The sequence below is a fragment of the Methylobacterium sp. E-065 genome, assembly GCF_022829605.1.
In the GTDB taxonomy this organism is placed as follows: Bacteria; Pseudomonadota; Alphaproteobacteria; order Rhizobiales; family Beijerinckiaceae; genus Methylobacterium.
In genome coordinates, this window is sequence record NZ_JAKSYD010000296.1 from 58,276 (window position 1) to 81,557 (window position 23,282).

Consider the following 23,282-nt stretch of genomic DNA (forward strand, 5'->3'; position numbering starts at 1 on the left):
CCCGTCAGATCCGACCGATGAGGCAGCGACGCGATGATCGATCGCAGCGACCCGCAATGGTACCGTGATGCCATCATCTACCAAATCCACGTCAAGTCGTTCTTCGACTCGAACAATGACGGGATCGGCGATTTCGAGGGGCTGACCCAGCGCCTCGATTACGTGCGCGATCTCGGCGTCACGGCGATCTGGCTGATGCCGTTCTATCCCTCGCCGCTGCGCGACGACGGGTACGACATCGCGGATTACGAGGGCATCAACCCGTCCTACGGGACCATGGAGGACTTCAAGGCCTTCGTGGCGGCGGCGCACGAGCGCGGCCTGCGGGTGATCACCGAGCTCGTGATCAACCACACCTCGGACCAGCACCCCTGGTTCCAGGCGGCCCGCGAGGCGCCCCCCGGCTCGCCCGAGCGCGACTTCTACGTCTGGTCGGATACCGACGAGCCGTACAAGGATACCCGGATCATCTTCCTCGACACCGAGGCGTCGAACTGGACCTGGGACCCGGTCGCCAAGCAATATTTCTGGCACCGGTTCTACAGCCACCAGCCGGACCTGAACTTCGACAACCCGAAGGTGCTGGACGCGGTCATCGCGACCATGCGCTACTGGCTCGACATGGGCGTCGACGGTCTGCGCCTCGACGCGATCCCCTACCTGATCGAGCGCGACGGCACGAATTGCGAGAACCTCGCCGAAACCCATGATGTGATCAAGAAGATCCGGGCGGCGCTGGATGTCAGCTACCCCGACCGGATGCTCCTGGCCGAGGCCAACCAGTGGCCGGAGGAGACCGCCCAGTATTTCGGCGACGGCGACGAATGCCACATGGCGTTCCACTTCCCGCTGATGCCGCGGATGTACATGGCGATCGCCCGGGAGGACCGGCACCCGATCACCGACATCATGCGCCAGACCCCGGAGATCCCCGAGGGCTGCCAATGGGCGATTTTTTTGCGGAATCACGACGAGCTGACCTTGGAAATGGTCACCGCCGAGGAGCGTGACTACCTCTGGTCGTTCTACGCCGCCGAGCGCCGGGCCCGGATCAATCTCGGCATCCGGCGCCGCCTCGCGCCGCTGCTCGAGAACGACCGGCGCAAGATCGAACTGATGAAGTCCCTCGTCCTGTCGATGCCCGGCACGCCGGTGCTGTATTACGGCGACGAGATCGGCATGGGCGACAACATCTACCTCGGCGACCGCGACGGCGTGCGCACGCCGATGCAGTGGAGCCCCGACCGCAACGGCGGCTTCTCCCGGGCGAACCCGCAGCGGCTGTTCCTGCCGGCGATCCAGGACCCGATCTACGGCTTCGACGCGATCAACGTCGAGGCCCAGACCCAGGCGCAGACCAGCCTGCTGAACTGGACGCGGCGGATGATCGCGATCCGCAACAACAGCGTCGCCCTGGGGCGGGGCACGATCCAGTTCCTGTATCCGTCGAACCGCAAGGTGCTCGCCTGGATCCGCGAGCACGAGGACGAGCGGGTCCTGTGCGTGGCGAACCTGTCGCGCGCGCCCCAGGCCGTGCAGCTCGACCTGTCGGAGCTGCGCACCGCGGTGCCGATCGAATTGACCGGCGGCACCGAGTTCCCGCCGATCGGCGACCTGCCCTACCTGCTGACCCTGCCGTCCTACGGCTTCTACTGGTTCAGCTTGAGCGCCGCCCAGTCGGGGGTGATCGGGCCGCAGCAGGAGCCGCCGGAGCTGTTCACCCTGGTGCTCACCGGCGGCATCGAGAGCCTGATGAGCGGTCGCGAGCGTGTCGCGTTCGAGCGCACTGTGGTGCCGCCGTTCCTGTCGAGCCGGCGCTGGTTCGGCGCCAAGGGCTCGCGGATCAAGGCCACGAAGGTCATCGACTGCGCCGCCCTCAAGGATGCCGATGGCAGCGCGCGCTTCCTGCTGCCGCGGCTGCAGGTGCAGCTCGCCAACGGCGAGAGCCACGAATACTTCGTCCCGGTCGGCGTCGATGAGGGTCGCGAGGACGAGACGCTGCTGCCCTACGCGGTGGCGCGTGTGCGCCGGGGCCCGCGCACCGGCCTGCTCTACGGGGCGGCCGGCTCCAACGACTTCGCGGCCTGCCTGATCGACGACATGCGCCAGGGCACCGAGCTCCCCACGGAGAGCGGGCGGCTTGTGTTCGCCACCACCTCGGCCTTCGACCCGGAGGTCACGGTGGACGTGGCCGATATCCGCCGGCTCTCGGCCGAGCAGAGCAACACCTCGATCGCCATCGGCTCGAAGATGATGCTCAAGCTGCTGCGCCGTCTGCAGCCCGGCATCCACCCCGAGATCGAGGTCGGCCGCTTCCTCACCGAGCAGGCGGGGTTCACCAACACGCCCGCTTTGCTCGGGACTCTCGAGCATGTCGCCGAGGACGGCACCCGCACCGCTCTGGCGGTGCTCCAAAAGTTCGTCATGAACCAGGGCGACGCCTGGACCCTGATGCTGGAGGGCCTGCGCCGGGACTTCGAGACCATGGTGCTCACCCCGGAGAGCGAGGCCGCGGCCCCCGAAGAGGCGTTCCAGGCCCACGGGCCCTGGGCCGACCTGCTCGGGCGGCGCACCGCCGAGCTGCACGCGGCGCTCGCCGTCGAGACCGACGACCCGGCCTTCGCGGCCGAGCCGTTCGAGGAGGACGACCTCGCGGTGCTGGCGCGCGACGCCCGCCACCAGACCGAGCGCGCCTTCCGGGCGCTCAAGGGCCAGGCCGAGCGCGGCCTCGATGCCGGCCGGCCCGCCTGCACGGAGCTGGCAGGCCGCCGCCGGGAGGTCGAGGCGCTGATCGAGCGGCTCTCGGCCGAGCCGCCGCGTGGTGCCCCCAAGACCCGCATCCACGGCGATTATCACCTGGGTCAGGTGCTCGTCGCCGAGAACGACCTGATCATCGTCGACTTCGAGGGCGAGCCCTCGCGGCCGGCCGATGAGCGCCGGGCCAAGTCGATGCCCCTGCGGGACGTGGCCGGGCTGATGCGCTCCTTCGCGTACGGCGCCGAGACGGTGATCCGGGAGCTCACCGTCCGGTTCGCCGATTCGGAGGACCGGGCGCGCAATGCCGCCACGGCGTGGCGCGGCATGATCGAGGCGGCGTTCCTGGCCGGCTACGATGCCGCGATCGTGGATTCGCGGGCGGCCGTGACCGACCCGGACACACGGGACCGGCTGCTGCGGCTCTGCCTGCTGACCAAGGCGCTCTACGAAGTCGATTACGAGGCCAACAACCGGCCGGACTGGATCGAAATCCCCGCCCGTGGGGTTCTCACCATTCTGGACACGGATCGAAACGAGCCCGGAGCAACGGCATGACGGCGATCGACGAGACCTTCGCAGGACGGGCCGACCCGGAGGCCGGGCCGGCACGGAGCGCGGATGTCCCGGGTTCCGCCAGCACGGCGCCGAGCGTCCATCCGGACGCGATCGCCGCTTTGATGAGCGCGAGCCACGGCGACCCCTTCTCGGTGCTCGGCCCCCACCGGGTCGGCTCCGGAGCCTGGGAAGTGCGCGCCGTGCTGCCCGAGGCGAAGACCGCCGCCCTGGTGATGGACGGCCGCACCGTGCCGTTCGAGAAGCGCCACCCGGACGGGTTCTGGGTCGCCCGGATCGAGGGAGAGGGCCGGCCGCTCTACGAAATCGAGGTCGAGGCCTGGGACGGCACCAAGCGGCGCCGCTACGATCCCTACGGCTTCGGCTCGTCGATCGAGCAATACGACGTGGCCTCGCTCCGCGAGGTCGGCACCAACCTCGTCTACCGGATCCTCGGCGCCCAGTCGGGCCAGCTCGACGGGATCGACGGGTTCCGCTTCGCCGTCTGGGCGCCCAATGCCCGCAAGGTCAGCGTGGTCGGCGACTTCAACGATTGGGACGGGCGGCGCCACCCGATGCGCCTCTGGCAGGATGGCGGCGTCTGGGAGCTGTTCGTGCCGGGCCTCACGGCCGGGGTGCGCTACAAGTTCGAGATCCGCGGCCCCGACGGTGCCCTGATCCCGCTCAAGGCCGATCCGGTCGCCTTCGCGGCCCAGCACCCGCCGGAGACCGCCTCGGTCACCTACGGTGTGGGCGAGTTCGACTGGCGCGATTCCGGCTGGATGAGCACCCGCGGCGCCAAGGATCCGCGCCACACGGCGATCTCGATCTACGAGGTCCATCTCGGCTCCTGGGCGCGGGTGCCGGAAGAGGGCAACCGCTACCTGACCTACAAGGAGCTGGGCGAGCGGCTCATTCCCTATGTCAAGGATATGGGCTTCACCCATATCGAGATGCTGCCGATCACCGAGTTTCCGTTCGACGGGTCCTGGGGCTACCAGCCGGTCTCGCTGTTCGCGCCGACCAGCCGCTTCGGCACGCCCGATGATTTCGCCGCCTTCGTGGACGCCGCCCACGAGGCCGGGATCGGCATCCTGCTCGACTGGGTGCCGGGCCACTTCCCGCTCGACGCCCACGGGCTCGGCCTGTTCGACGGCACGCATCTCTACGAGCATGCCGACCCGCGCCAGGGCTTCCACCAGGATTGGGGCACCTACATCTACAATTTCGGGCGCACGGAGGTCGCGACCTTCCTGGCGGCCAACGCCCGGTTCTGGCTGGAGCATTACCATCTCGACGGCCTGCGCGTGGATGCCGTGGCGTCGATGCTCTACCTCGATTACTCGCGCCGCCAGGGCGAGTGGATCCCGAACCGCTACGGCGGCAACGAGAACCTCGACGCCATCGACTTCCTGCGCAAGACCAACGAGGCGACCTACAGCCACGCCCCCGGCACCATCACGGTGGCGGAGGAATCGACCTCCTGGCCCGGCGTCTCGCACCCGACCTATACCGGCGGCCTGGGCTTCGGCTTCAAGTGGAACATGGGCTGGATGCACGACACCCTGCATTTCATGCAGGAGAACCCGATCCACCGCCGCTACCACCACCACAACCTGACCTTCGGGCTGCTCTACGCCTTCTCGGAGAATTTCATCCTGCCTTTGTCCCACGACGAGGTCGTGCACGGGAAGGGCTCGCTGCTCGGCAAGATGCCGGGCGACCGTTGGCAGAAATTCGCGAATCTCCGGGCCTATTACGGCTTCATGTGGGGGCATCCCGGCAAGAAGCTGCTGTTCATGGGCGGCGAGTTCGGCCAGGAGCGCGAGTGGAACCACGACACCAGCCTGGACTGGCACCACCTCGACGACCCGCTGCACAAGGGCGTCAAGGACGTGGTCCGGGACCTCAACCGGCTCTACGTCTCGACGCCGGCCCTCCACAGCCGCGACGTGGAGCATACCGGCTTCCAGTGGCTGGTGGCCGACGATCAGGACAACTGCGTGATCGCCTGGGCCCGCAAGGGCGCCAAGCCCGGCGAGGTCGCGATCGTGGTCTCGAACTTCACGCCGGTGCCGCGTGAGGGCTACCGGATCGGCGTCCCGGAGGCGGGCTTCTACCGGGAGGCGTTCAACTCGGATGCAGGGATCTACGGCGGGTCCAACCTGGGCAACCAGGGCGGTTGCCACACCGAGGATCAGGCGAGCCACGGCCAGAAGCAGAGCCTGTCGCTGACCCTGCCGCCGCTGGCGACGATGATCTTCCTGTTGGAGGGGTAAGGGAAACCCCTCTCCCCGCCTCCGGGGAGAGGCCCGCATGGACCTCGTCGTCCATGCGGGAAGTGGAGGTGAAGCTGGAGCGAAGGCGAGGGCGCGGATCCGTAAGAGGCTCGTCCTGAGCCGCCCCCTCACCTTCGGCTGCCGCCTCGCTTCCCGCCCCGACAAGGGGGCATGAAGCCCTCTCCCCGCAAGCGGGGCGAGGGGATGCTGGCCCCTACGCCGCCCGCCAGCGCAACGCCGTGCTGTTGCCGATCGCCCGCCCGTAGAGCCCGGCATAGTTGTCGGCCGCCTGATCCCAGCCGAAGCGGGACGCCATCGCGCGGCGCCGCATGGCATTGAGGCGCTTCTTCTGGCCGAACGCCTCCAGCGCCCGCCGCACCGCACCGCCGAAGGACGACGCCGACGGTTCCGCGAAGGTGAAACCCGTCACCCCGTCCTCGACCGTGTCGGCGAGGCCGCCGGTGCGCCGCACGATCGGCAGGGAGCCGAAGCGCTGCGCGTACATCTGGGCCAGCCCGCAGGGCTCGAACCGCGAGGGCATCAGCAGGAAGTCGCTGCCCGCGAACATCCGCCGGGCCTGCGCCTCCTCGAAGCCGACATGCACGCCGACCGCATCGGGATGGCGCCTGGCGAGACCCTGCAGCGCCTGCTCGAACCGGCCCTCGCCCTGGCCGATCACCACGAGCTGGCCGCCCCCGGCCACGATGGTCTCGGCCGCCTGCAGGCTCAGGTCGATGCCCTTCTGGTGCACCAGCCGCGACACGATCGCGAAGAGCGGCCCGCGGGAGACCGCCAAGCCGAATTGCCGGCGCACCGCCTCGGCATTGGCCCGCTTGCCCTTCCAGTCGTCGACCTCGAAGCGTGTGGCGAGGTGCGGATCGGTGCTGGGGTCCCAGGTCTCGTCGATGCCGTTGAGGATGCCGGCGAGCCGGCCCTGGCCGGCGCGGGTGCGCAGCAGACCGTCGAGGCCGCAGCCCATCTCGGGGGTCTGGATCTCCCGGGCGTAGGTCTCGCTGACCGTGGTGACCTGCGAGGCGTAGAAGATCCCGGCCTTCAGGAAGGAGAGCTGCCCGTAGAACTCGGCGCCGTCCACCTGGAAGGCCGAGTCCGGCACGCCGAGGCGCCCGAGGCTGTCCCGGGGGAAGAGGCCCTGATAGGCGAGGTTGTGGATGGTCAGGACGCTCGGCACCCGCCGGCCGCGCCACGCGAGATAGGCAGGCGCCAGCGCCGCCTGCCAGTCGTTGAGGTGCAGGAGGTCGGCCGCCCAGTCGGGGTCGGCGCCGGATGCGAGTTCCGCTGCTGCCAGGCTGAGCCGGGCGAAGCGCAGGTCGTTGTCGCCGAAATCCCCATGCTGATCGCCGTAGGGCGTGCCGTCGCGCTCGTAGAGGTCGGGGCTCAGCAGGACGTAGATGCGCAGGCCGTCGGCCGCCTCGACGAGGCCGAGGTCGCAGGGCGGCACGCCCGCGAAGCCTTCGAGCCGCGCCACCACCGGGATCTCGGGGAACGCCGCCCGGACCTCGCGATAACCGGGGATCAGCACGCGGATGTCGTAATGCGGCACCAGGGCCCGGGGCAGGGCGGCCGAGACCTCGCCGAGACCGCCGGTCTTCACGAAATCGGCCATCTCGGGAGTGGCGTAGAGGATGCGGCGGCGCAGCGAAGCCGGTCGGGCGGCTTGCGTGAGGGACCGGGACGCGTCGCCCATGTCGGACGACCAATCCGCCAAGGACCCACCACGGCGGGCATCGAGCATCGGCGTGGGTCCTAGCCGGGTGGGATGCCCCGGTCTGGCAGACGATCGAGCCGACACGGCTGTCGCGATCTCAACCACGGTCAATGCTCCTCCGCCGCGACGGTTCCGTTGCGACGCACAAAATAGGCCATCCGTGGCCTTAAGCTTTGGTTACGCCATAGTGCAATGCCGCATGAGTCGCACGCAGAACGCGCCGTTTTAGCCGTAGAAGCTTCTATTCGCGCCGCGGCGGGTGTTCAGGCACGCCGCAGGATCACGCCCTCGGCCGGGTCGAGGGCGAGGCTGGCGCGGACCGAATCGCCCGCGCGGCCCGCCCGCGTCGAGAGCAGCACCGTCCAGTCGCCCTCCGGCAGCGGCAGGCTCTGCGGCGCTGCACCGAAGTTCAGCACCACGCGCAGAACCTCATCACCCGCGAACCGCTCGTAGGCGAACATTTCTGCGGCCCCCAGCGTCACGCCGCGATAGTCGCCCACCGCCAGCGACGCGTGGTCGCGGCGCAGGGCGAGCAGCCGCCGGTACAGGGTCAGCATCGAGGCCGGGTCGGAGCGCTGGCCCTCGACGTTGCGGGTCGGCCAGTCCTCCGAGAGGGGCAGCCACGGCTCGGCCGCGGAGAAGCCCGCGTTCTGGCCGTCGTCCCACTGCATCGGCGTGCGCTCCGGGTCGCGGCCGTGCCCGGGCTCGTTGCGCTCCCAGGGGTCCTGCGCGCGGCCCGGCGGGATCGGGACATGGCCGAGCCCGATCTCGTCGCCGTAATAGAGGGTCGGCGTGCCCCGCAGGGTCAGCAGCAGCATCGCGGCGATGCGGGCCTGGGCCTGCCCGACCCGGGCGGCGATGCGCGGCTGGTCGTGATTGCCCAGCACCCAGTTCGGCCAGCCGCCCGGGGGCAGGGCTGCCTCGTAGCGCGCCACGAGCTCGGCCACGGCCTCGGCCTGCCACGGGGTCTGGATCAGCTGGAAGTTGAACGGCAGATCGGCGCCGCCGAGGTCCGGTCCGTAATAGGCGACCAGCCGCTCCACCGGCAGGTAGATCTCGCCGATCAGCACCCGCTCGCCATACGGGCGCAGGACATCCCGCATCCCGGCGATCACGTCGAAGATTTCCGGCCGGTCGGCGGAGTAGACCTGCTGGAAGCGATTGATCTCCGGCGCGCCCGGCGCGTAATCGGGATTGGCCGGGTTGTCGCGGAACCCCGCATCCTTGATCAGGTGCCAGATCACGTCGACCCGGAAGCCGTCGACCCCGCGCTCCAGCCAGAACCGGAGCACGTCGTGCATCGCCTCCCGCACGGCGGGATTGCGCCAGTTCAGGTCCGGCTGCTCCGTCAGGAAGGCGTGGTAGTAATACTGCCCGGTGGCCTCATCGAGCGTCCAGGCCGGGCCGCCGAAATTCGACACCCAGTTGTTGGGCGGGCCGCCATCGGGGCCGGGATCGCGCCAGATGTACCAGTCCCGCTTCGGGTTCGTGCGCGCCGACCGGCTCTCCGCGAACCAGGGATGCGCGATCGACGAGTGGTTGGGCACGAAGTCGAGGATCACCTTCAGCTTGCGCCGGTGCGCCTCGGCGATCAGGGCGTCGAACTCCGCGAGCGTGCCGAACAGCGGGTCGATCCCGCAATAATCGGCCACGTCGTAGCCGAAATCGGCCATCGGCGAGGGGTAGATCGGCGAGATCCACACGGCGTCGACCCCGAGCCAGGCGAGGTAGTCGAGCCGCGCGGTGATGCCCGGCAGGTCGCCGACCCCGTCGCCGTTCGTATCCTGAAAGGAGCGGGGATAGACCTGATAGACGGTCCCGCGCTTCCACCAGACGGTGTCGGTCATGCCTCAGCCCCTCGCGTTGCCGACCGGGGCTTGGAGACGTGCCCGATCGCTTTGCAATCGTGCACGTCTCCAAGCTCTTGTTGTGACGCGCTCTCTTGCGCCGAACCGGTGTCCACTTCGTCGGAGAGCGCTCTAGCGGCGAACCGCTCCGCTGGCGACCGGCGATGCGGATTTCCTATCCGGCGGGTGTGACTGGAATGTCACGAGGGCGTGCTATATCGTGTGTGTCGGGTCTGCACGCTCGCGTGGAGCGGCGCTGCCATGACTTCGCCGGAAGCCGTCCGCAGAGTCGGAGGCTTCGGGGCATGGGTCGCCCGACCGTTCACGCGGCGGCAATCCATTACATAAGACAATCGGCCCACGATTTCCCCGGCAACGTCCGGGACTCAGACTTTGGGGGACCCGCACGTGTTGAATGACGTTCTGATCCGGCCGGCACCGCAGGAAAGCGCGCATGACGAGCGCGCCGCCGCGGCTCCGGCGCCCGCGTCCTGGGCTGCCCCGACGCTCTCCGTCAGCGGCGACGCGGTGGTGGACCTGCGGGAATCGATCCGCGCCAAGCTGGCCTTCTCGCTGGGCCGGACGCCCGAGACGGCGCGCCCGCGCGACTGGTTCGCGGCGACCGCCCTGGCGTTGCGCGAGCGGATCGTAGCCGCCTGCATGGCGGCGGAGCGCGGCGTGCCGAACAAGCGCGTCTACTACCTGTCGCTGGAATTCCTGATCGGCCGGCTGATGTCGGACGCGATGAACAACCTCGGCCTGACCGAGACCACCCGGGCGGCGCTCAAGGAACTCGGGGTCGATCTCGGCGCCGTGGAGGAGGCCGAGCCCGATGCGGCGCTCGGCAATGGCGGCCTCGGGCGGCTGGCGGCCTGCTTCATGGAGAGCATGGCCAGCATCGGCATCCCGGCGATGGGCTACGGCATCCGCTACGATCACGGCTTGTTCCGGCAATCCTTCGAGGATGGCTGGCAGCGCGAGGCGCCGGAGACGTGGCTGGCGGAGGGCAACCCCTGGGAATTCGCCCGCCCGGAGGCGACCTACGCGATCGGCTTCGGCGGCACCGTCACGATGTCCTCCTCGGAGGAGGGGGTGATCCGGCGGCACTGGCAGCCGGCCGAGATCGTGCGGGCGGTGGCCCATGACGTGCCCGTGCCCGGCTGGCGCGGGCGCCACGTCAATGCGCTCCGCCTGTGGAAGGCCGAGGCGGTCGAGCCGCTCGACCTCGCCCGGTTCAACGGCGGCGACCATGTCGGCGCGGTCGCGGCGCGGATGCGCGCCGAGGCGATCTCCCGGGTGCTCTATCCGAGCGATTCCTCGGCCGAGGGCCAGGAGCTGCGCCTGCGCCAGGAATACTTCTTCACCGCCGCCTCGCTCCGGGACCTGCTCGCCCGGCACGTGGCCGAGCGCGGCGACGTCCGCTCCCTGCCGGACCACGCGGCGATCCAGCTCAACGACACGCACCCGGCCATCGCGGTGCCGGAGCTGATGCGCCTGTTGATCGACGAGCACGGCCTCTCCTGGGAGGATGCGTGGCACGTCACCACCAACACGCTGCACTACACCAACCACACCCTCCTGCCCGAGGCGCTGGAGACCTGGCCGGTGGAGCTGATGGAGCGGCTGCTGCCGCGCCACATGCAGATCATCTACCTGATCAACTGGATGCACCTTGAGGAGCAGTCCAAGCACGGCCGGCAGGGGCCGGCGGATGCCGAGGCCTACCTCGCCTCGATCTCGCTGATCGACGAGTCGAACGGCCGCCGGGTGCGGATGGGGCACCTCGCCTTCCACGGCGCGCGCCGGGTCAACGGCGTCTCGGCGCTGCACACCGACCTGATGCGCTCCACGGTCTTCTCCGACCTGCACGCGCTGGATCCCGACAAGATCGTCAACAAGACCAACGGCATCACCTTCCGCCGCTGGTTCCACAACGCCAATCCGGGCCTGACCCGGCTCGCGGTCGAGACCGTGGGGGCGGGCGTCCTCGACGATCCGGAGCTGCTGCGCGGTCTGGAAGCCCATGCCGAGGATCCGGCCTTCGTGGCGCGCTACGCCGCCGTGCGCCGCGAGCGCAAGGAGGCTTTGGCCAAGGTCGTGGCCGAGCGCACCGGCATCGATATCGATCCGGCCGCTTTGTTCGACGTGCAGGTCAAGCGCATCCACGAGTACAAGCGCCAGCTGCTCAACGTGGTCGAGACGGTGGCGCTCTATCAGGCGATCAAGGCCGAGCCGCACCGGGACTGGACGCCCCGCGTGAAGATCTTCGGCGGCAAGGCGGCGCCGAGCTACGTGCAGGCCAAGCTGATCATCAAGCTCGCCTGCGACATCGCCAAGGCGGTCAACGACGACCCCGAGGTCGCCGACCGGCTGAAGGTGGTGTTCCTGCCGAACTACTCGGTGAGCCTCGCCGAATCGATCATCCCGGCGGCCGATCTGTCGGAGCAGATCTCCACCGCCGGCCTGGAAGCCTCGGGCACCGGCAACATGAAGTTCGCCCTCAACGGCGCGCTCACGGTGGGGACGCTCGACGGCGCCAATATCGAGATCCGCGACCATGTCGGGGCGGAGAACATCTTCATCTTCGGCCTGGAGGCCGACGGGGTCCGCGCCCGGCAGGCCGAGCCGGATTACGCGGCCAAGGCGATCCAGGCCTCGCCGCGCCTGGCGGCGGCGCTCGACATGATCGCCTCCGGGCGGTTCTCGCCGGAGGAGCCGGCCCGGTTCCGCCCGCTGACCGACGACCTGCGCCGGCGCGACCAGTACCTGCTCACCGCCGACTTCGACGATTACTGGCGGGTGCAGCGGTCCATCGACGCCGCGTGGCGCGATCCCCGCGGCTGGTGGGCCAAGGCGATCCGCAACACCGCCCGGATGGCGTGGTTCTCGTCGGACCGGGCGATGCGGGAATACGCCGCCGAGATCTGGCGGGTTCGGCTGGGCTGACGGGAAGGGGCACGGGCCCGCTGCGTCAGCGCTCCCGCGTCTCTCCCTCCCCCCTCTGCGGGGGAGGGAGAGACGCGGGGCCGCTTGCGCCCATCCTCCGACCGAAACGCGCGGATTCGCTACACTCCGCCACTGCCATAGATCGCGCCCGCCAGACCCTCCAGCTTCCCGCGGTCGATCACCGTGATGCGCCCGCGCCGGGCCCGGATCATGCCGGCCCCCTCCAGCGTGTGGGTCGCCATCGTGACCGTGGGGCGGCGCACGCCGAGCATCTTCGAGAGCATCTCGTGCGTCAGGGGCAGCTCGTCCTGGTCCAGGCGATCATGGGTCATGAGGATCCACCGGGCGAGCCGTGCCTCGACGGTGAGGTCGGCATTGGCGTAGACGGTCTGCCCCACCTGCACGATCAGGCTCTGCACGTAGCGCCCCAATACCCGGCGCAGGCCGGCGCGCGCATCGAGCGCCGCGCACAAGGCGTCGGCCGCGATGCGCAGCGCCTCGCCCCCGGCCTGCACGATCGCCGTATGGGGCGTGGTCTCCGTCCCCAGCGCGAGCGGCACGCCGACGAAGCCCTCGCGGCCCGTGAGGCCGATCTCGATGCGCCCTTCGCGGGTGTCGGCCACGAGGGAGACGATCCCGTCCTCGACGAAGTAGGCCTGCGTGATCGGCTGCCCGGGCGCGATCAGCACGTCGTGCAGCATGAGGGGCACCGGCTCCAGCGCGGGGGCGAGACGGTCGAACTCCTCCGGCGTCAGGGCGGCGAGCAGTCGGTTTCGTACGACGGATTGCTGCGGCAGCGCCATGAGGCCCCTCGGAATCCGGGCGGGAGCACGGGCCATCTCCCCATCACCCGCGTCCCGAGATCCAGGCGGATGATCCTCACTGTTTCACACCGCACCGCCCGCCAGTATCGAGTAGGTTAGTTTTCGGGGCGCAATCCGTCTGGATTCTTACACAACCAACTGGAGTACACCGCACTTGGCGCGGTCGGCGCCGTGCGGGCGGGCAGTTGCGCGTTCGGACCTCGGCGACGCCGGGGCCACTGCCTAAATTTGTGGCACATGAATTGCGAGCTTCGGGCCGTCTCAACGAAGACGACGAAGGGCACCGCCGTGATAGCATTTGGAACGTGGGGCCGGGCCGCGGCGCTGGCCGCCGGGCTCGCCATCGGCGCCGCGGGAGCAGGGGCCGCACACGCGCAGGAGACCATCAAGGTCGGCATCCTGCACTCGCTCTCGGGCACGATGGCGATCTCCGAGACCACCCTCAAGGACGCGATGCTGATGCTCATCGCCGAGCAGAACGCCAAGGGCGGCGTGCTCGGCAAGAAGCTGGAGCCGGTGGTGGTCGATCCGGCCTCGAACTGGCCGCTGTTCGCCGAGAAGGCCCGCGAGCTGATCAGCAAGGACAAGGTCGCGGCCGTGTTCGGCTGCTGGACCAGCGTCTCGCGCAAGTCGGTGCTGCCGGTGTTCAAGGAACTCGACAACATCCTGTTCTACCCCGTCCAGTACGAGGGCGAGGAGAGCGAGCGCAACGTGTTCTACACCGGCGCCGCCCCGAACCAGCAGGCGATCCCGGCGGTGGATTACCTGATGTCGGAGGATGGCGGCGGCGCCAAGCGCTGGGTGCTGGAGGGGACCGACTACGTCTACCCGCGCACCACCAACAAGATCCTCGAAGCCTACCTCAAGGCGAAGGGCGTCAAGGACGAGGACATCCTGATCAACTACACGCCGTTCGGCTTCTCGGACTGGCAGACCGAGGTGTCGAAGATCAAGGCGTTCGGCTCGGCCGGCAAGAAGACCGCCGTGGTCTCGACCATCAACGGCGACGCCAACGTGCCGTTGTACAAGGAGCTGGGCAACCAGGGGATCAAGGCGACCGACATCCCGGTGGTGGCCTTCTCGGTGGGCGAGGAGGAGCTCGCCGGCATCGACGCCAAGCCGCTCACCGGCCACCTCGCCGCCTGGAACTACTTCGAGTCGATCAAGACGCCGGAAAACGAGGCCTTCATCAAGAAGTGGCAGGCGTTCCGGAAGAACCCCAAGGCCGTCACCAACGACCCGATGGAAGCCCACTATATCGGCTTCAACATGTGGGTGAAGGCGGTCGAGAAGGCCGGCACCACCGACCCCGACAAGGTGATCGACGCGCTGCCGGGCATCGAGCAGAAGAACCTCACCGGCGGCACCGCCACGATGCTCCCCAACCACCACATCACCAAGCCGGTCTTCATCGGCGAGATCGAGTCGAACGGCCAGTTCGATGTGGTGTGGAAGACCGACAAGCTGATCCCCGGCGAGGCGTGGTCGAAGCAGCTTGAGGGCTCCAAGGATCTCGAGGCCGACTGGGTCAAGCTCAAGTGCGGCAACTACAACACCAAGACCAAGAGCTGCGGCGGCGCCTGAGGCGCCTTCTCCCCTCCCCAGGCGATTTCGGGCCTGCCCGGGATGCGCTCAAGCTTGTGGGGAGGGGGAGGGGTGGGGGTGGTGCAGAAGGCACCGCACCGCTCGATCCTGCACCACCCCCACCTCCAGCTCCTCCCCACAAGGGGGAGGAGAGTCCGGTCGCGCCAGAAAAGTGCCATGGTCCGTCTCCTCACCCTCCTGTTCCTGCTGCTGGCTGCCCCGGCGCTCGCCCAGGTGCCCGATCCCTATGGCCAGCTCGTCGGCGACGGCTATGCCGAGATCGAGGCCGGCGTCTCCGGCCTCGCCGCGAGCGGCGACCCGCGCGCCGACGCGGTCCTCTCGGCCCTGTCGGACGGACGGCTTCTCGTACGCCCCGCCGACAAGGCTCTGCTGATCCGGCAAGGCAACACCGTCGTGGATGCGAAGACCGGCGCCCCGTCGGCCGACAGCCCCGACCTCAAGCCGGTGCGCGCCAACAACCGGGTCCGCCGGTCGATCGAGGCCGCCCGCGGGCAGCTCGACCTCGCGAGCCCGGACCCGGCCAAGCGCCGCGCCGCCGCCGACGCGGTGTTCAAGGCCCGGGACGCGGCGGCGCTGCCCGCCCTCGACGCGGCCCTGGCGCGCGAGACCCAGGCCGGCATCCGCCAGGCGCTCACCGAGGCCCGCGCCGCCGTGCTGCTGGCCAAGCCCGGCACCGCGGAGGCCGATCGCATGGCCGCAATTCCCGCCATCCAGGCCCGGGGCGATGGCGACGCGATGGGCATCCTGCGCGGTCTCGCCGCGGATCCGAGCGAGGCGGTCCGCGCCGCCGCCGGTCGCGGCATCGCGGCGATCGAGACGCGGCTCGCGATCCTCGGCGCCGTCCAGAACGTCTGGTACGGCATCTCGCTCGGCTCGGTCCTGCTGCTCGCCGCCATCGGGCTCGCCATCACCTTCGGGGTGATGGGCGTGATCAACATGGCGCACGGCGAGATGGTGATGCTCGGCGCCTACACGACGTATCTCGTGCAGGAGCTGATCCGCACCAAGGCGCCGTCCCTGTTCGGCTGGTCGCTGGCGATCAGCATCCCCTGCGCGTTCCTGGTCGCCGGGCTGATGGGCGTACTGATCGAGCGGTTCATCATCCGCTTCCTGTACGGGCGCCCGCTGGAGACCCTGCTCGCCACCTTCGGGGTCAGCCTCATCCTGCAGCAGGGGGTGCGCTCGATCTTCGGCCCGACCAACCGCGAGGTCGGCGCCCCCGCCTTCATGAGCGGCGCCTTCGATGTCTACGGCCTGTCGGTCACCTGGGGCCGGATGTGGATCATCGTGTTCGCGCTGGCGGTGTTCCTCGGGCTGCTCTTCGTCCTGCGGAAGACGTCGTTCGGCCTGAAGACCCGGGCGGTCACCCAGAACCGGCGCATGGCCGCCGCGATGGGTATCCGCACGCCCTATGTCGATGCGCTGACCTTCGGGCTCGGCTCCGGCATCGCGGGGATCGCCGGGGTGGCGCTGTCGCAGATCGATAACGTCTCGCCCAATCTCGGCCAGGGCTACATCATCGACTCGTTCCTGGTCGTGGTGTTCGGCGGTGTCGGCAACCTCTGGGGGACGCTGGTAGCGGCGCTGACGCTCGGCGTCGTGAACAAGCTCGCCGAGCCGTATGTCGGCGCGGTGCTGGCCAAGATCGGCCTGCTGATCTTCATCATCCTGTTCATCCAGAAGCGCCCGCGCGGCCTGTTCGCGCTCAAGGGCCGGGCGGTGGAATCGTGAGCCCCATGACCGCCCGCACCCCCCTCATCGACCTCAAGGGCTGGATCTTCCTCGCCGTCCTGGCCGCCTTCTGCCTCGCGGTCCCGGTGCTGAACCTCGCGGCGCCGGAGGGCTCGGGCCTGCACCTGCCGACCTACCTCGTCTCGCTGTTCGGCAAGTACCTCGCCTACGCGCTGCTCGCGGTTAGCCTCGACCTCGTCTGGGGCTATTGCGGCATCCTCTCGCTCGGCCACGGGGCGTTCTTCGCGCTCGGCGGCTACGCGATGGGCCTATACCTGATGCGCCAGATCGGCTCCCGGGGTGTCTACGGCAACCCGGTCCTGCCCGACTTCATGGTGTTCCTGAACTACAAGGCGCTGCCCTGGTATTGGTACGGCTTCGACCATTTCGCCTTCGCGGCGCTGATGGTGCTGCTGGTGCCGGGGCTGCTGGCCTTCGTGTTCGGCTGGCTCGCCTTCCGGTCGCGGGTGACGGGCGTCTACCTGTCGATCATCACCCAGGCGATGACCTACGCGCTGATGCTCGCCTTCTTCCGCAACGACATGGGCCTCGGCGGCAACAACGGGCTGACCGATTTCAAGGATCTTCTGGGCTTCTCCGTTCAGGCGCAGGGTTTTCGCGTGGGCATCTTCGTCGCCACCGGCGTCGCGCTGGCGCTGGGCTACCTGATCGCCCGGGTCATGACGGTGTCGGCCTACGGCAAGATCCTGATCGCCGTGCGCGACGCCGAGAGCCGCACCCGCTTCCTCGGCTACCGGCCGAAGCACTTCAAGACGCTGGCCTTCACGGTCTCGGCCATGATGGCCGGCGTCGCCGGCGCGCTCTACGTGCCGCAGGTCGGCATCATCAACCCGGGGGAGTTCGCCCCGACCAATTCCATCGAGACGGTGATCTGGGTGGCGGTGGGCGGCCGCGGCACGCTGGTCGGCGCGGCGCTCGGCGCCGTCCTGGTCAACTACGCCAAGACGGTGCTCACCGGGGTGATGCCCGATGCGTGGCTGTTCGGCCTGGGCGGCCTGTTCGTGGTCGTGACGCTGTTCCTGCCCCGCGGCCTCGTCGGCACCGCCATCGAACGCTTCGGCTCCCGGCGCGCCGCCGCCAAGCTGCCGCCGGAGCCCGAGATCGCCCCGAAACTCGCGGAAGAAGGGCAGGGCTCGTGAGCACCGACCTCGTCGAACGCCCGGATGCAGGCGGCCCCGCCAACCGGAAGCGCGAGACGGACGCGCTCCTCTATCTCGACGACCTGCGGGTGACCTTCGACGGCTACAAGGCCCTGCGCGGCCTGTCGCTGACGCTGGCCCGCGGCGAGTTGCGGGCGATCATCGGCCCGAACGGGGCCGGCAAGACCACCATGATGGACTGCATCACCGGCAAGACCCGGCCGGACAGCGGGATCGCGCTGTTCGACGGCACCCACGACCTGCTCAAGAGCGACGAGCCGGCGATCGCCGACCTCGGCATCGGCCGCAAGTTCCAGAAGCCGACGGTGTTCGAGAGCCACACGGTCGCCGACAACATCCTGCTGGCCCTCAAGGGTCCGCGCGCGGCCTTCGCGTCCCTGTTCGGCTGGCGCAACCGGGTGGAGGCCGAGCGGATCGATGCCCTCCTGGAGACCGTCGGCCTGCTGGCCCATCGCGGCCGCCCGGCGGCGGATCTGAGCCACGGCCAGAAGCAATGGCTGGAGATCGGCATGCTGCTGGCCCAGGACCCCAAGCTCCTGCTGGTCGACGAGCCGGTGGCCGGCATGACCGACGCCGAGACCGCCGAGACCGCCCGCCTGCTCCGGCGGATCTCGGGTGAGCACGCCGTGGTGGTGGTGGAGCACGATATGCACTTCGTCCGCGACCTCGGCTGCCGGGTCACCTGCCTGCACGAGGGCGCGGTGCTGGCCGAGGGCTCGATCGACGCGGTCTCGGCCGACCCGCGGGTGGTCGAGGTGTATCTCGGGCGATGACCACCATCATGGTTTCAAAAGGTCGAGACCTTTTGCGGGTGCAGGGCGGAGCCCTGCTGTCGAGCGAAGCTCGATCGTCGGGCTGCGTCCGAGACTGTCAGGGCTTCGCCCTGACGACCCACCAAAGGGCACGCCCTTTGGGATCCCCTTTTCTGCCCTCCCAATCCGATGGTGAACCCTCATGCTGAGCGTCGAGGGGATCGACCTCTATTACGGCGCCGCGCAGGCGCTCCGCGGCGTCTCGCTGACGGCCGAGGCCGGGCAGGTCACGACGGTGCTGGGCCGCAACGGCGTCGGCAAGACCTCGCTGCTGCGGGCGATCGTCGGCCAGCAGCTGGTGCGCGCCGGCGCGATCCGCCTCGACGGCCGCCCGATCCAGGCGCTCGCCCCCTACGACCGGGCCCGGGCCGGGATCGCTTTCGTGCCCCAGGGCCGCGAGATCTTCCCGCTGCTCACCGTCAAGGAGAACCTCGAGACTGGCTTCGCCCCGCTCAAGCGGCGGGACCGGCACATCCCGGGGGAGATCTACGACCTGTTCCCGGTGCTCAAGGACATGCTGCACCGGCGCGGCGGCGACCTCTCCGGCGGCCAGCAGCAGCAGCTCGCCATCGGCCGGGCGCTGGTGACGCGGCCCAAGCTCCTCGTGCTCGACGAGCCCACCGAGGGCATCCAGCCCTCGATCATCAAGGATATCGGCCGGGCGATCACCTACCTGCGCGGCAAGGGCGAGATGGGCATCGTGCTGGTCGAGCAGTATTTCGAATGGGCCCGCGACCTGTGCGATTCCTACGCGGTGATGGACCGCGGACAGGTGGTGCTGGCCGGCCCCCGGGCCGGGATGGTCGAGGGCGACGTCCTCAAGTGGATGTCGGTGTAGGGCAGGCGCCCTCGCCCTTGCGGGAAGGGCACGTTGCGCCTCTCCGCTCCTGCCGAACCCGACGCGAATATCATTATTTATGCGACTATTTAGAATTCGACGGACGCGCGCGCGGTACAAATTTCGCGAAAACTGTGAATGTGTCCCCGGACGGCCAAGGTTAAACCACAATTCGAGACTGCCATGGCGACCTGCCGCAGGAGCGCCCCATGACGATCCTCGATCCCACCACCGGTAAGCTGGTCACCATTTCCCTGCCGCGGCCGCGTCCGCAGCCCAGTCCCCGCTGACGGGGAGACGCCGCCTCGTGGAGACTGCCATCGTGTCGGGAGCGATGCGCCGGACGGCGCGCGCCAAGCGTCTTCGGATCCGGACGAGTCCGCCCGGCCTGTGGCTGGTCGGGGGCGGGTCCGCATCGGACGACGCGCCCCTGGCCGCCGCCGATCTGATCGCCATGGCCCGGGCAGCGCGCGGGACGAGCACGGATGGCACCGCCGGAGAGCCTGCGGAGTCGGCCCGAGGGCGCTCGCGCTAGGGCCCTGGTCACCGAAGTGGCCGCCGTTCGGCGCTGAAGTGCGCGCTACGATAAAGTTTTAGAGTCGGGGCGCCTCATATCGAAGGACGGATCGGGCGCCTCGAACAGGCTCCCGAATCGCGGCCTGGATCACCCCGGGCGTCTCAGCAGCCGGAGCAGATCGGCTTGGCGGCGCCGCGACCTTCCTTCTCCAGGCGTCGCATCATCGCCTCGCGGTTGTAGGAGCGCGTCTCGAACTGAACCGTGGACTTGCCGCCGGTCGCCCCCGTTTCGCCGACGCCCAAGCGCGCGACGGCGTCCCTGTTCACCACGAAGGACGGCCGCGCCATCTCCGTCGGGCTCAGGGTCTGCCAAGCCAGCCGCGCGCGGGTCGAGGCGGCCAGAACATCCAGGGGGTTCACCTGCGCGCCCCGGCTCTCGCCCGAGCCCCCGTGCGCCAGGGCCGTGCCCGGGATGCGGATGACCGGCAGGGCTGCCACCGGGACGGCCGGGTTCCGGACCGCCTTCAAGCCGGCCTCGTGCTCCACCGTGAGGGGCGGCAGGGAGCTGTACGCGGTCGGCACGTTGGGCATTCGAGAACAGGCGCTTGCCGAGAGCAGAACGAGCCCTACAACCGCGATCCGCGACACCATATTGGCACCTGAAAGCAATACTCAGCCGTTCTGGCCAAGCTTGCTCCCGTAGATATAGCAGTGCGTCCGCAGTGTCCAATGGCCGAGCTCGCGCGCCTGCGGCGGCACGGCCCCGTTTGGGGGCGACGATTGGCCATCGCGGGACCCCAGAGGAAGCGCGCTTTTGGACCCGCCCACTCAGCCGCGCAACTGCGCCACGAAGGCCCGGATGAAGGGCGGCAGCCCGTCGAGGTCGCGCAGGCACAGGGTCAGGTCGCGCCGCGCCCACGAATCGGCCAGCGGCACCACCGCGAGGGCCAAACCCTGGGCGGCCCGGACGGCTGCACTCTCGGGCAGGACGGCCAGCCCGACCCGGGCGTCCACCAACCGGCAGACGGCATCGAACCCGCGCAGTTGCACCCGCAGACGCATCGGGCGCCCCTCCCGCGCCGCCTGGGCGACGAGGAACCGGCTGATGGCGCTGCGCCGGTCCAGGCCCACGAGATCGTGACCCAGCACTTCCGCGAACGGGATCGCCCCCCGCCCCGCCAGGGGATGGTCCCGGGCGGCGACCAGCACGAACCGGTCCTCCCGGAACGGGAAGGTCCGGAGCGAGCCGGTATCCACCGTGCCGGACAGGATGCCGAGATCGGCCGCCCCCTCGGCCACGAGCCCGACGATCTCCTCGGAGGTGCGCTCCTCGATCTCGACGCCGATCCCGGGATGGTCGGCCAGGAAGGCCGAGAGCGCCTCCGGCAGGAATTCGGTGAGCGCGTTGGTGTTGGCCAGCACGCGGATCTGGCCGAAGGCGCCCCCCGAATAGGCCGACATCTCCTCGCGCAGACGCTCGACCGCGGACAGGACCTCGCGGACATGGACCAGGAGCGCACGCCCCGCCGGGGTCGGATTGACGCCCTGGCGCCCCCGGGTCAGCAGCGCGGCCCCGAGCGACTCCTCCATCAGCCGGATCCGCGTGGAGGCCGCCGCCAAAGCGAGATTCGCCCGCGCCGCCCCATGGGTGATCGAGCCGGCCTCGACCACGTGCCGGAACAGGCCGAGATCGGTGAGATCGAACCGCATCATCGTCCCGGCCTCTTCCGACAGCGCCCGCGCCGGCCCATCGGACACGCTGCCCACGGGCGACCGACGGTAGCCCCAGCCCGTCCCCGTGTCAGCGCGCCGGATGCAGGACCCGCCAGCGGGGGATAACCACCCTTGCGGCCATCCAATCCTGTTCCCGGCCGTGGCGACGCAAGAGCTGGATATGCACTATCGTCGCGAGCTTTGATTTTTTATACCCGCAATCGACGCACCGATACGCAGATCCCCTTACAAAATTTCCAGAAAAACACCTGAATACCGAGTTACCTTTACTCAAGATCGAAGAATAGTTATTTACCTCCTTTTAACGCGCGGCAATCCAAATCTATAAGACAGTCCCCGGATCGTCCGCATCAATGAAAAATCTCTTGCGCATGCCCGCCCCGGGACTGAGTCCGATCCGCCCGCGACCACAAGGGTCCGGACCACTAGGGTCGCGACCGGGATGTCCGACGTCCCTCCGGATGGACCGCCAGCGGCACCGCCCGCCGCGCGGCCCCGCACCGGGCGCACCGAAGCCGCCGCCCGGGAGCCCCTGATGGACGCGCTTCTGGTCGACGACAGCGCGGTCATGCGCCTGAGGCTGCGCCAGTTGCTGGAGGCCAAGCCCGACGTGAGCGTGACCGATCACGCCGATCCGGGCGCCGCGCTCGTCGAGGCGCAGATCCGGGCCTTCGACCTCGTCCTGGTCGATTGCCACCTGCGCACCATGGACGGGATCGCCTTCATCCGGTGCATGCGGACCATCCCGCATTACGCCCAGGTGCCGATCGTGATGCTGGCGGACGACATCTCGGACGCGGTGCGGCTCTCCGCGCTGGAGGCCGGCGCGACCGACTTCCTCGACACCTCCATGGAGGGCGTCGAGCTGACCGTGCGGCTGCGCAACATGATCCGCCTCGCCAAGGCCGTGCGGCGGCTGTCCGAGCAGGCGGCTTGGCTCGACGGCGAGGTCGAGGCCGCCCTGCGCCACATGCGCGAACGCGAGGAGGAGATCATCTTCCGCCTCGCCCTCGCGGTCGAGTATCGCGACAGCGACACGGGGGACCATACCTGGCGGGTCGCCCGCTACAGCCAGATCATCGCCGAGGAACTAGGGCTCGCCCCGGATGTCTGCCGCAGCCTCTATCTCGCGGCGCCTCTGCATGATGTCGGCAAGGTCGGCGTGCCCGACAGCATCCTGCTGAAGCCCGGGCGGCTCGATCCGGACGAGTTCGCCGTGGTCCAGACGCATACCACCATCGGCCAGCGGATCCTGGGCGGGAGCGCATCCGAGTTGATCCGCCTCGCGGCCGAGATCGCCGAGGCCCATCACGAGCGGTGGGACGGCGGGGGCTACCCGAACGGGCTCGCCGGGACCGCGATCCCGCTCGCCGCCCGGATCGTCGCGGTGGCGGACGTGTTCGACGCCCTGACCACGCAGCGTCCCTACAAGGCCGCGATGCCCTTCGAGGCGGCCCTGGACGCCCTCCGCGCCGAGAGCGGACGCCATTTCGACCCGGATTGCATCGCGGCCTTCTGCGCCCGCCGGGCCGATATCCGCGTCGCCGGCGGCCAGGAGCGAGCCGCGATCCGGCCGGTCACCGAGCCCTGGGCGCGGGTCCCGACCCTGCTCCGCGAGATCGCGGCCGAGCCGCCGGGCCCGTCCGGGTGGCTGGTGCGCGATCCGCACAGCCTGATCGCCCCGGACGACGCGCCACCGGTTCCGCCGCTGACCCGGGATCCGCACAAACGACCGAAGGAGCCTCGCCGTGAACGCGCGCTGGATGACACGGCCGGCGATCGCGCAGGCCCGCCACATCTCCCTGGGCGCGGCCCGACGCCCGGTCGACGCGACGGGCTGCCCCACGGTGTTGCGCACCGACGGAACGGTCCACCGCATCTGATCGCCGCACGGCCGGACGATTCGACCCTCGGGCGGTCCTGAGACGGCGCGT

The 23,282-nt window shown here is 69.3% G+C and carries 15 protein-coding genes; 10 read left to right on the top strand and 5 right to left on the bottom strand.

Annotated elements, in window-relative coordinates; translation table 11 throughout:
• The first annotated feature begins 33 nt into the window (after nt 1-33).
• Together treS and glgB are read left to right on the top strand one after the other, a co-directional pair.
• A complete protein-coding gene (gene treS, locus MKK84_RS34165; RefSeq protein ID WP_243927293.1) occupies nt 34-3,312 on the top strand; it encodes a maltose alpha-D-glucosyltransferase in 3,279 nt (1,092 codons plus the stop codon).
• Nucleotides 3,309-5,588, top strand: coding sequence for a 1,4-alpha-glucan branching protein GlgB (gene glgB / locus MKK84_RS34170; protein ID WP_243927295.1), 2,280 nt, complete (start codon nt 3,309-3,311; stop codon nt 5,586-5,588). Before treS ends, glgB begins: the two co-directional genes overlap by 4 nt.
• Before the next feature lie 214 nt (nt 5,589-5,802).
• Here the strand turns inward: glgB and glgA are convergent, their stop codons facing one another.
• Both glgA and MKK84_RS34180 read right to left on the bottom strand, forming a co-directional pair.
• Nucleotides 5,803-7,293: a glycogen synthase GlgA gene (glgA, locus tag MKK84_RS34175; RefSeq protein WP_243927451.1), complete on the bottom strand. Its 1,491-nt coding sequence runs from the start codon at nt 7,291-7,293 to the stop codon at nt 5,803-5,805.
• 284 nt (nt 7,294-7,577) lie between these two features.
• The gene (locus MKK84_RS34180; protein WP_243927296.1) at nt 7,578-9,161 is read right to left on the bottom strand and encodes an alpha-amylase family glycosyl hydrolase; all 1,584 of its coding nucleotides are present in this window, start codon (nt 9,159-9,161) and stop codon (nt 7,578-7,580) included.
• 408 nt (nt 9,162-9,569) lie between these two features.
• Here MKK84_RS34180 and MKK84_RS34185 point away from each other — a divergent pair, with 408 nt between their 5' ends.
• Complete coding sequence (locus tag MKK84_RS34185) at nt 9,570-12,107, top strand: glycogen/starch/alpha-glucan phosphorylase (protein ID WP_243927298.1); 2,538 nt, start codon at nt 9,570-9,572, stop codon at nt 12,105-12,107.
• Nucleotides 12,108-12,226: 119 nt separating this feature from the next.
• Here MKK84_RS34185 and MKK84_RS34190 read toward each other — a convergent pair whose 3' ends face one another.
• A complete protein-coding gene (locus tag MKK84_RS34190; RefSeq protein ID WP_243927454.1) occupies nt 12,227-12,910 on the bottom strand; it encodes a Crp/Fnr family transcriptional regulator in 684 nt (227 codons plus the stop codon).
• A gap of 309 nt (nt 12,911-13,219) precedes the next feature.
• On the opposite strand from MKK84_RS34190, the gene urtA reads away from it, so the two are divergent.
• The 6 genes from urtA (at nt 13,220) to MKK84_RS34220 (ending at nt 19,633) form a co-directional block, all read left to right on the top strand.
• On the top strand, nt 13,220-14,515 hold the full coding sequence (urtA, locus tag MKK84_RS34195) for an urea ABC transporter substrate-binding protein (protein WP_243927301.1): 1,296 nt from the start codon (nt 13,220-13,222) through the stop codon (nt 14,513-14,515).
• A 177-nt stretch (nt 14,516-14,692) separates the two neighbouring features.
• The gene (gene urtB / locus MKK84_RS34200) at nt 14,693-16,267 is read left to right on the top strand and encodes an urea ABC transporter permease subunit UrtB (RefSeq protein WP_243927303.1); all 1,575 of its coding nucleotides are present in this window, start codon (nt 14,693-14,695) and stop codon (nt 16,265-16,267) included.
• A 5-nt stretch (nt 16,268-16,272) separates the two neighbouring features.
• On the top strand, nt 16,273-17,427 hold the full coding sequence (gene urtC / locus MKK84_RS34205) for an urea ABC transporter permease subunit UrtC (RefSeq protein ID WP_243927304.1): 1,155 nt from the start codon (nt 16,273-16,275) through the stop codon (nt 17,425-17,427).
• Nucleotides 17,424-18,221, top strand: a complete 798-nt coding sequence (urtD, locus tag MKK84_RS34210) for an urea ABC transporter ATP-binding protein UrtD (RefSeq protein WP_243927307.1) — start codon at nt 17,424-17,426, stop codon at nt 18,219-18,221. Before urtC ends, urtD begins: the two co-directional genes overlap by 4 nt.
• Before the next feature lie 181 nt (nt 18,222-18,402).
• Complete coding sequence (gene urtE / locus MKK84_RS34215; protein ID WP_243927309.1) at nt 18,403-19,098, top strand: urea ABC transporter ATP-binding subunit UrtE; 696 nt, start codon at nt 18,403-18,405, stop codon at nt 19,096-19,098.
• A gap of 307 nt (nt 19,099-19,405) precedes the next feature.
• Nucleotides 19,406-19,633 (top strand): hypothetical protein, encoded by a 228-nt coding sequence (locus MKK84_RS34220; RefSeq protein WP_243927311.1) that lies wholly within the window; start codon nt 19,406-19,408, stop codon nt 19,631-19,633.
• 143 nt (nt 19,634-19,776) lie between these two features.
• Here the strand turns inward: MKK84_RS34220 and MKK84_RS34225 are convergent, their stop codons facing one another.
• Entirely contained in the window at nt 19,777-20,196 is a 420-nt protein-coding gene (locus MKK84_RS34225) for a hypothetical protein (RefSeq protein ID WP_243927313.1), read from the bottom strand.
• 246 nt (nt 20,197-20,442) lie between these two features.
• Nucleotides 20,443-21,327: a LysR substrate-binding domain-containing protein gene (locus MKK84_RS34230; protein WP_243927456.1), complete on the bottom strand. Its 885-nt coding sequence runs from the start codon at nt 21,325-21,327 to the stop codon at nt 20,443-20,445.
• Between the two features lie 556 nt (nt 21,328-21,883).
• On the opposite strand from MKK84_RS34230, the gene MKK84_RS34235 reads away from it, so the two are divergent.
• Nucleotides 21,884-23,272: an HD domain-containing phosphohydrolase gene (locus MKK84_RS34235; RefSeq protein ID WP_243927314.1), complete on the top strand. Its 1,389-nt coding sequence runs from the start codon at nt 21,884-21,886 to the stop codon at nt 23,270-23,272.
• Nucleotides 23,273-23,282: the final 10 nt, after the last annotated feature.

Excerpts from the sequence above, each read along its gene's own strand:
- treS (WP_243927293.1), top strand. The coding sequence starts at position 34 with ATGATCGATCGCAGCGACCCGCAATGGTACCGTGATGCCATCATCTAC.
- glgB (WP_243927295.1), top strand. The coding sequence starts at position 3,309 with ATGACGGCGATCGACGAGACCTTCGCAGGACGGGCCGACCCGGAGGCC.
- glgA (WP_243927451.1), bottom strand. The coding sequence starts at position 7,293 with ATGGGCGACGCGTCCCGGTCCCTCACGCAAGCCGCCCGACCGGCTTCG.
- MKK84_RS34180 (WP_243927296.1), bottom strand. The coding sequence starts at position 9,161 with ATGACCGACACCGTCTGGTGGAAGCGCGGGACCGTCTATCAGGTCTAT.
- MKK84_RS34190 (WP_243927454.1), bottom strand. The coding sequence starts at position 12,910 with ATGGCGCTGCCGCAGCAATCCGTCGTACGAAACCGACTGCTCGCCGCC.
- urtB (WP_243927303.1), top strand. The coding sequence starts at position 14,693 with ATGGTCCGTCTCCTCACCCTCCTGTTCCTGCTGCTGGCTGCCCCGGCG.
- urtC (WP_243927304.1), top strand. The coding sequence starts at position 16,273 with ATGACCGCCCGCACCCCCCTCATCGACCTCAAGGGCTGGATCTTCCTC.
- urtE (WP_243927309.1), top strand. The coding sequence starts at position 18,403 with ATGCTGAGCGTCGAGGGGATCGACCTCTATTACGGCGCCGCGCAGGCG.
- MKK84_RS34230 (WP_243927456.1), bottom strand. The coding sequence starts at position 21,327 with ATGATGCGGTTCGATCTCACCGATCTCGGCCTGTTCCGGCACGTGGTC.
- MKK84_RS34235 (WP_243927314.1), top strand. The coding sequence starts at position 21,884 with ATGGACGCGCTTCTGGTCGACGACAGCGCGGTCATGCGCCTGAGGCTG.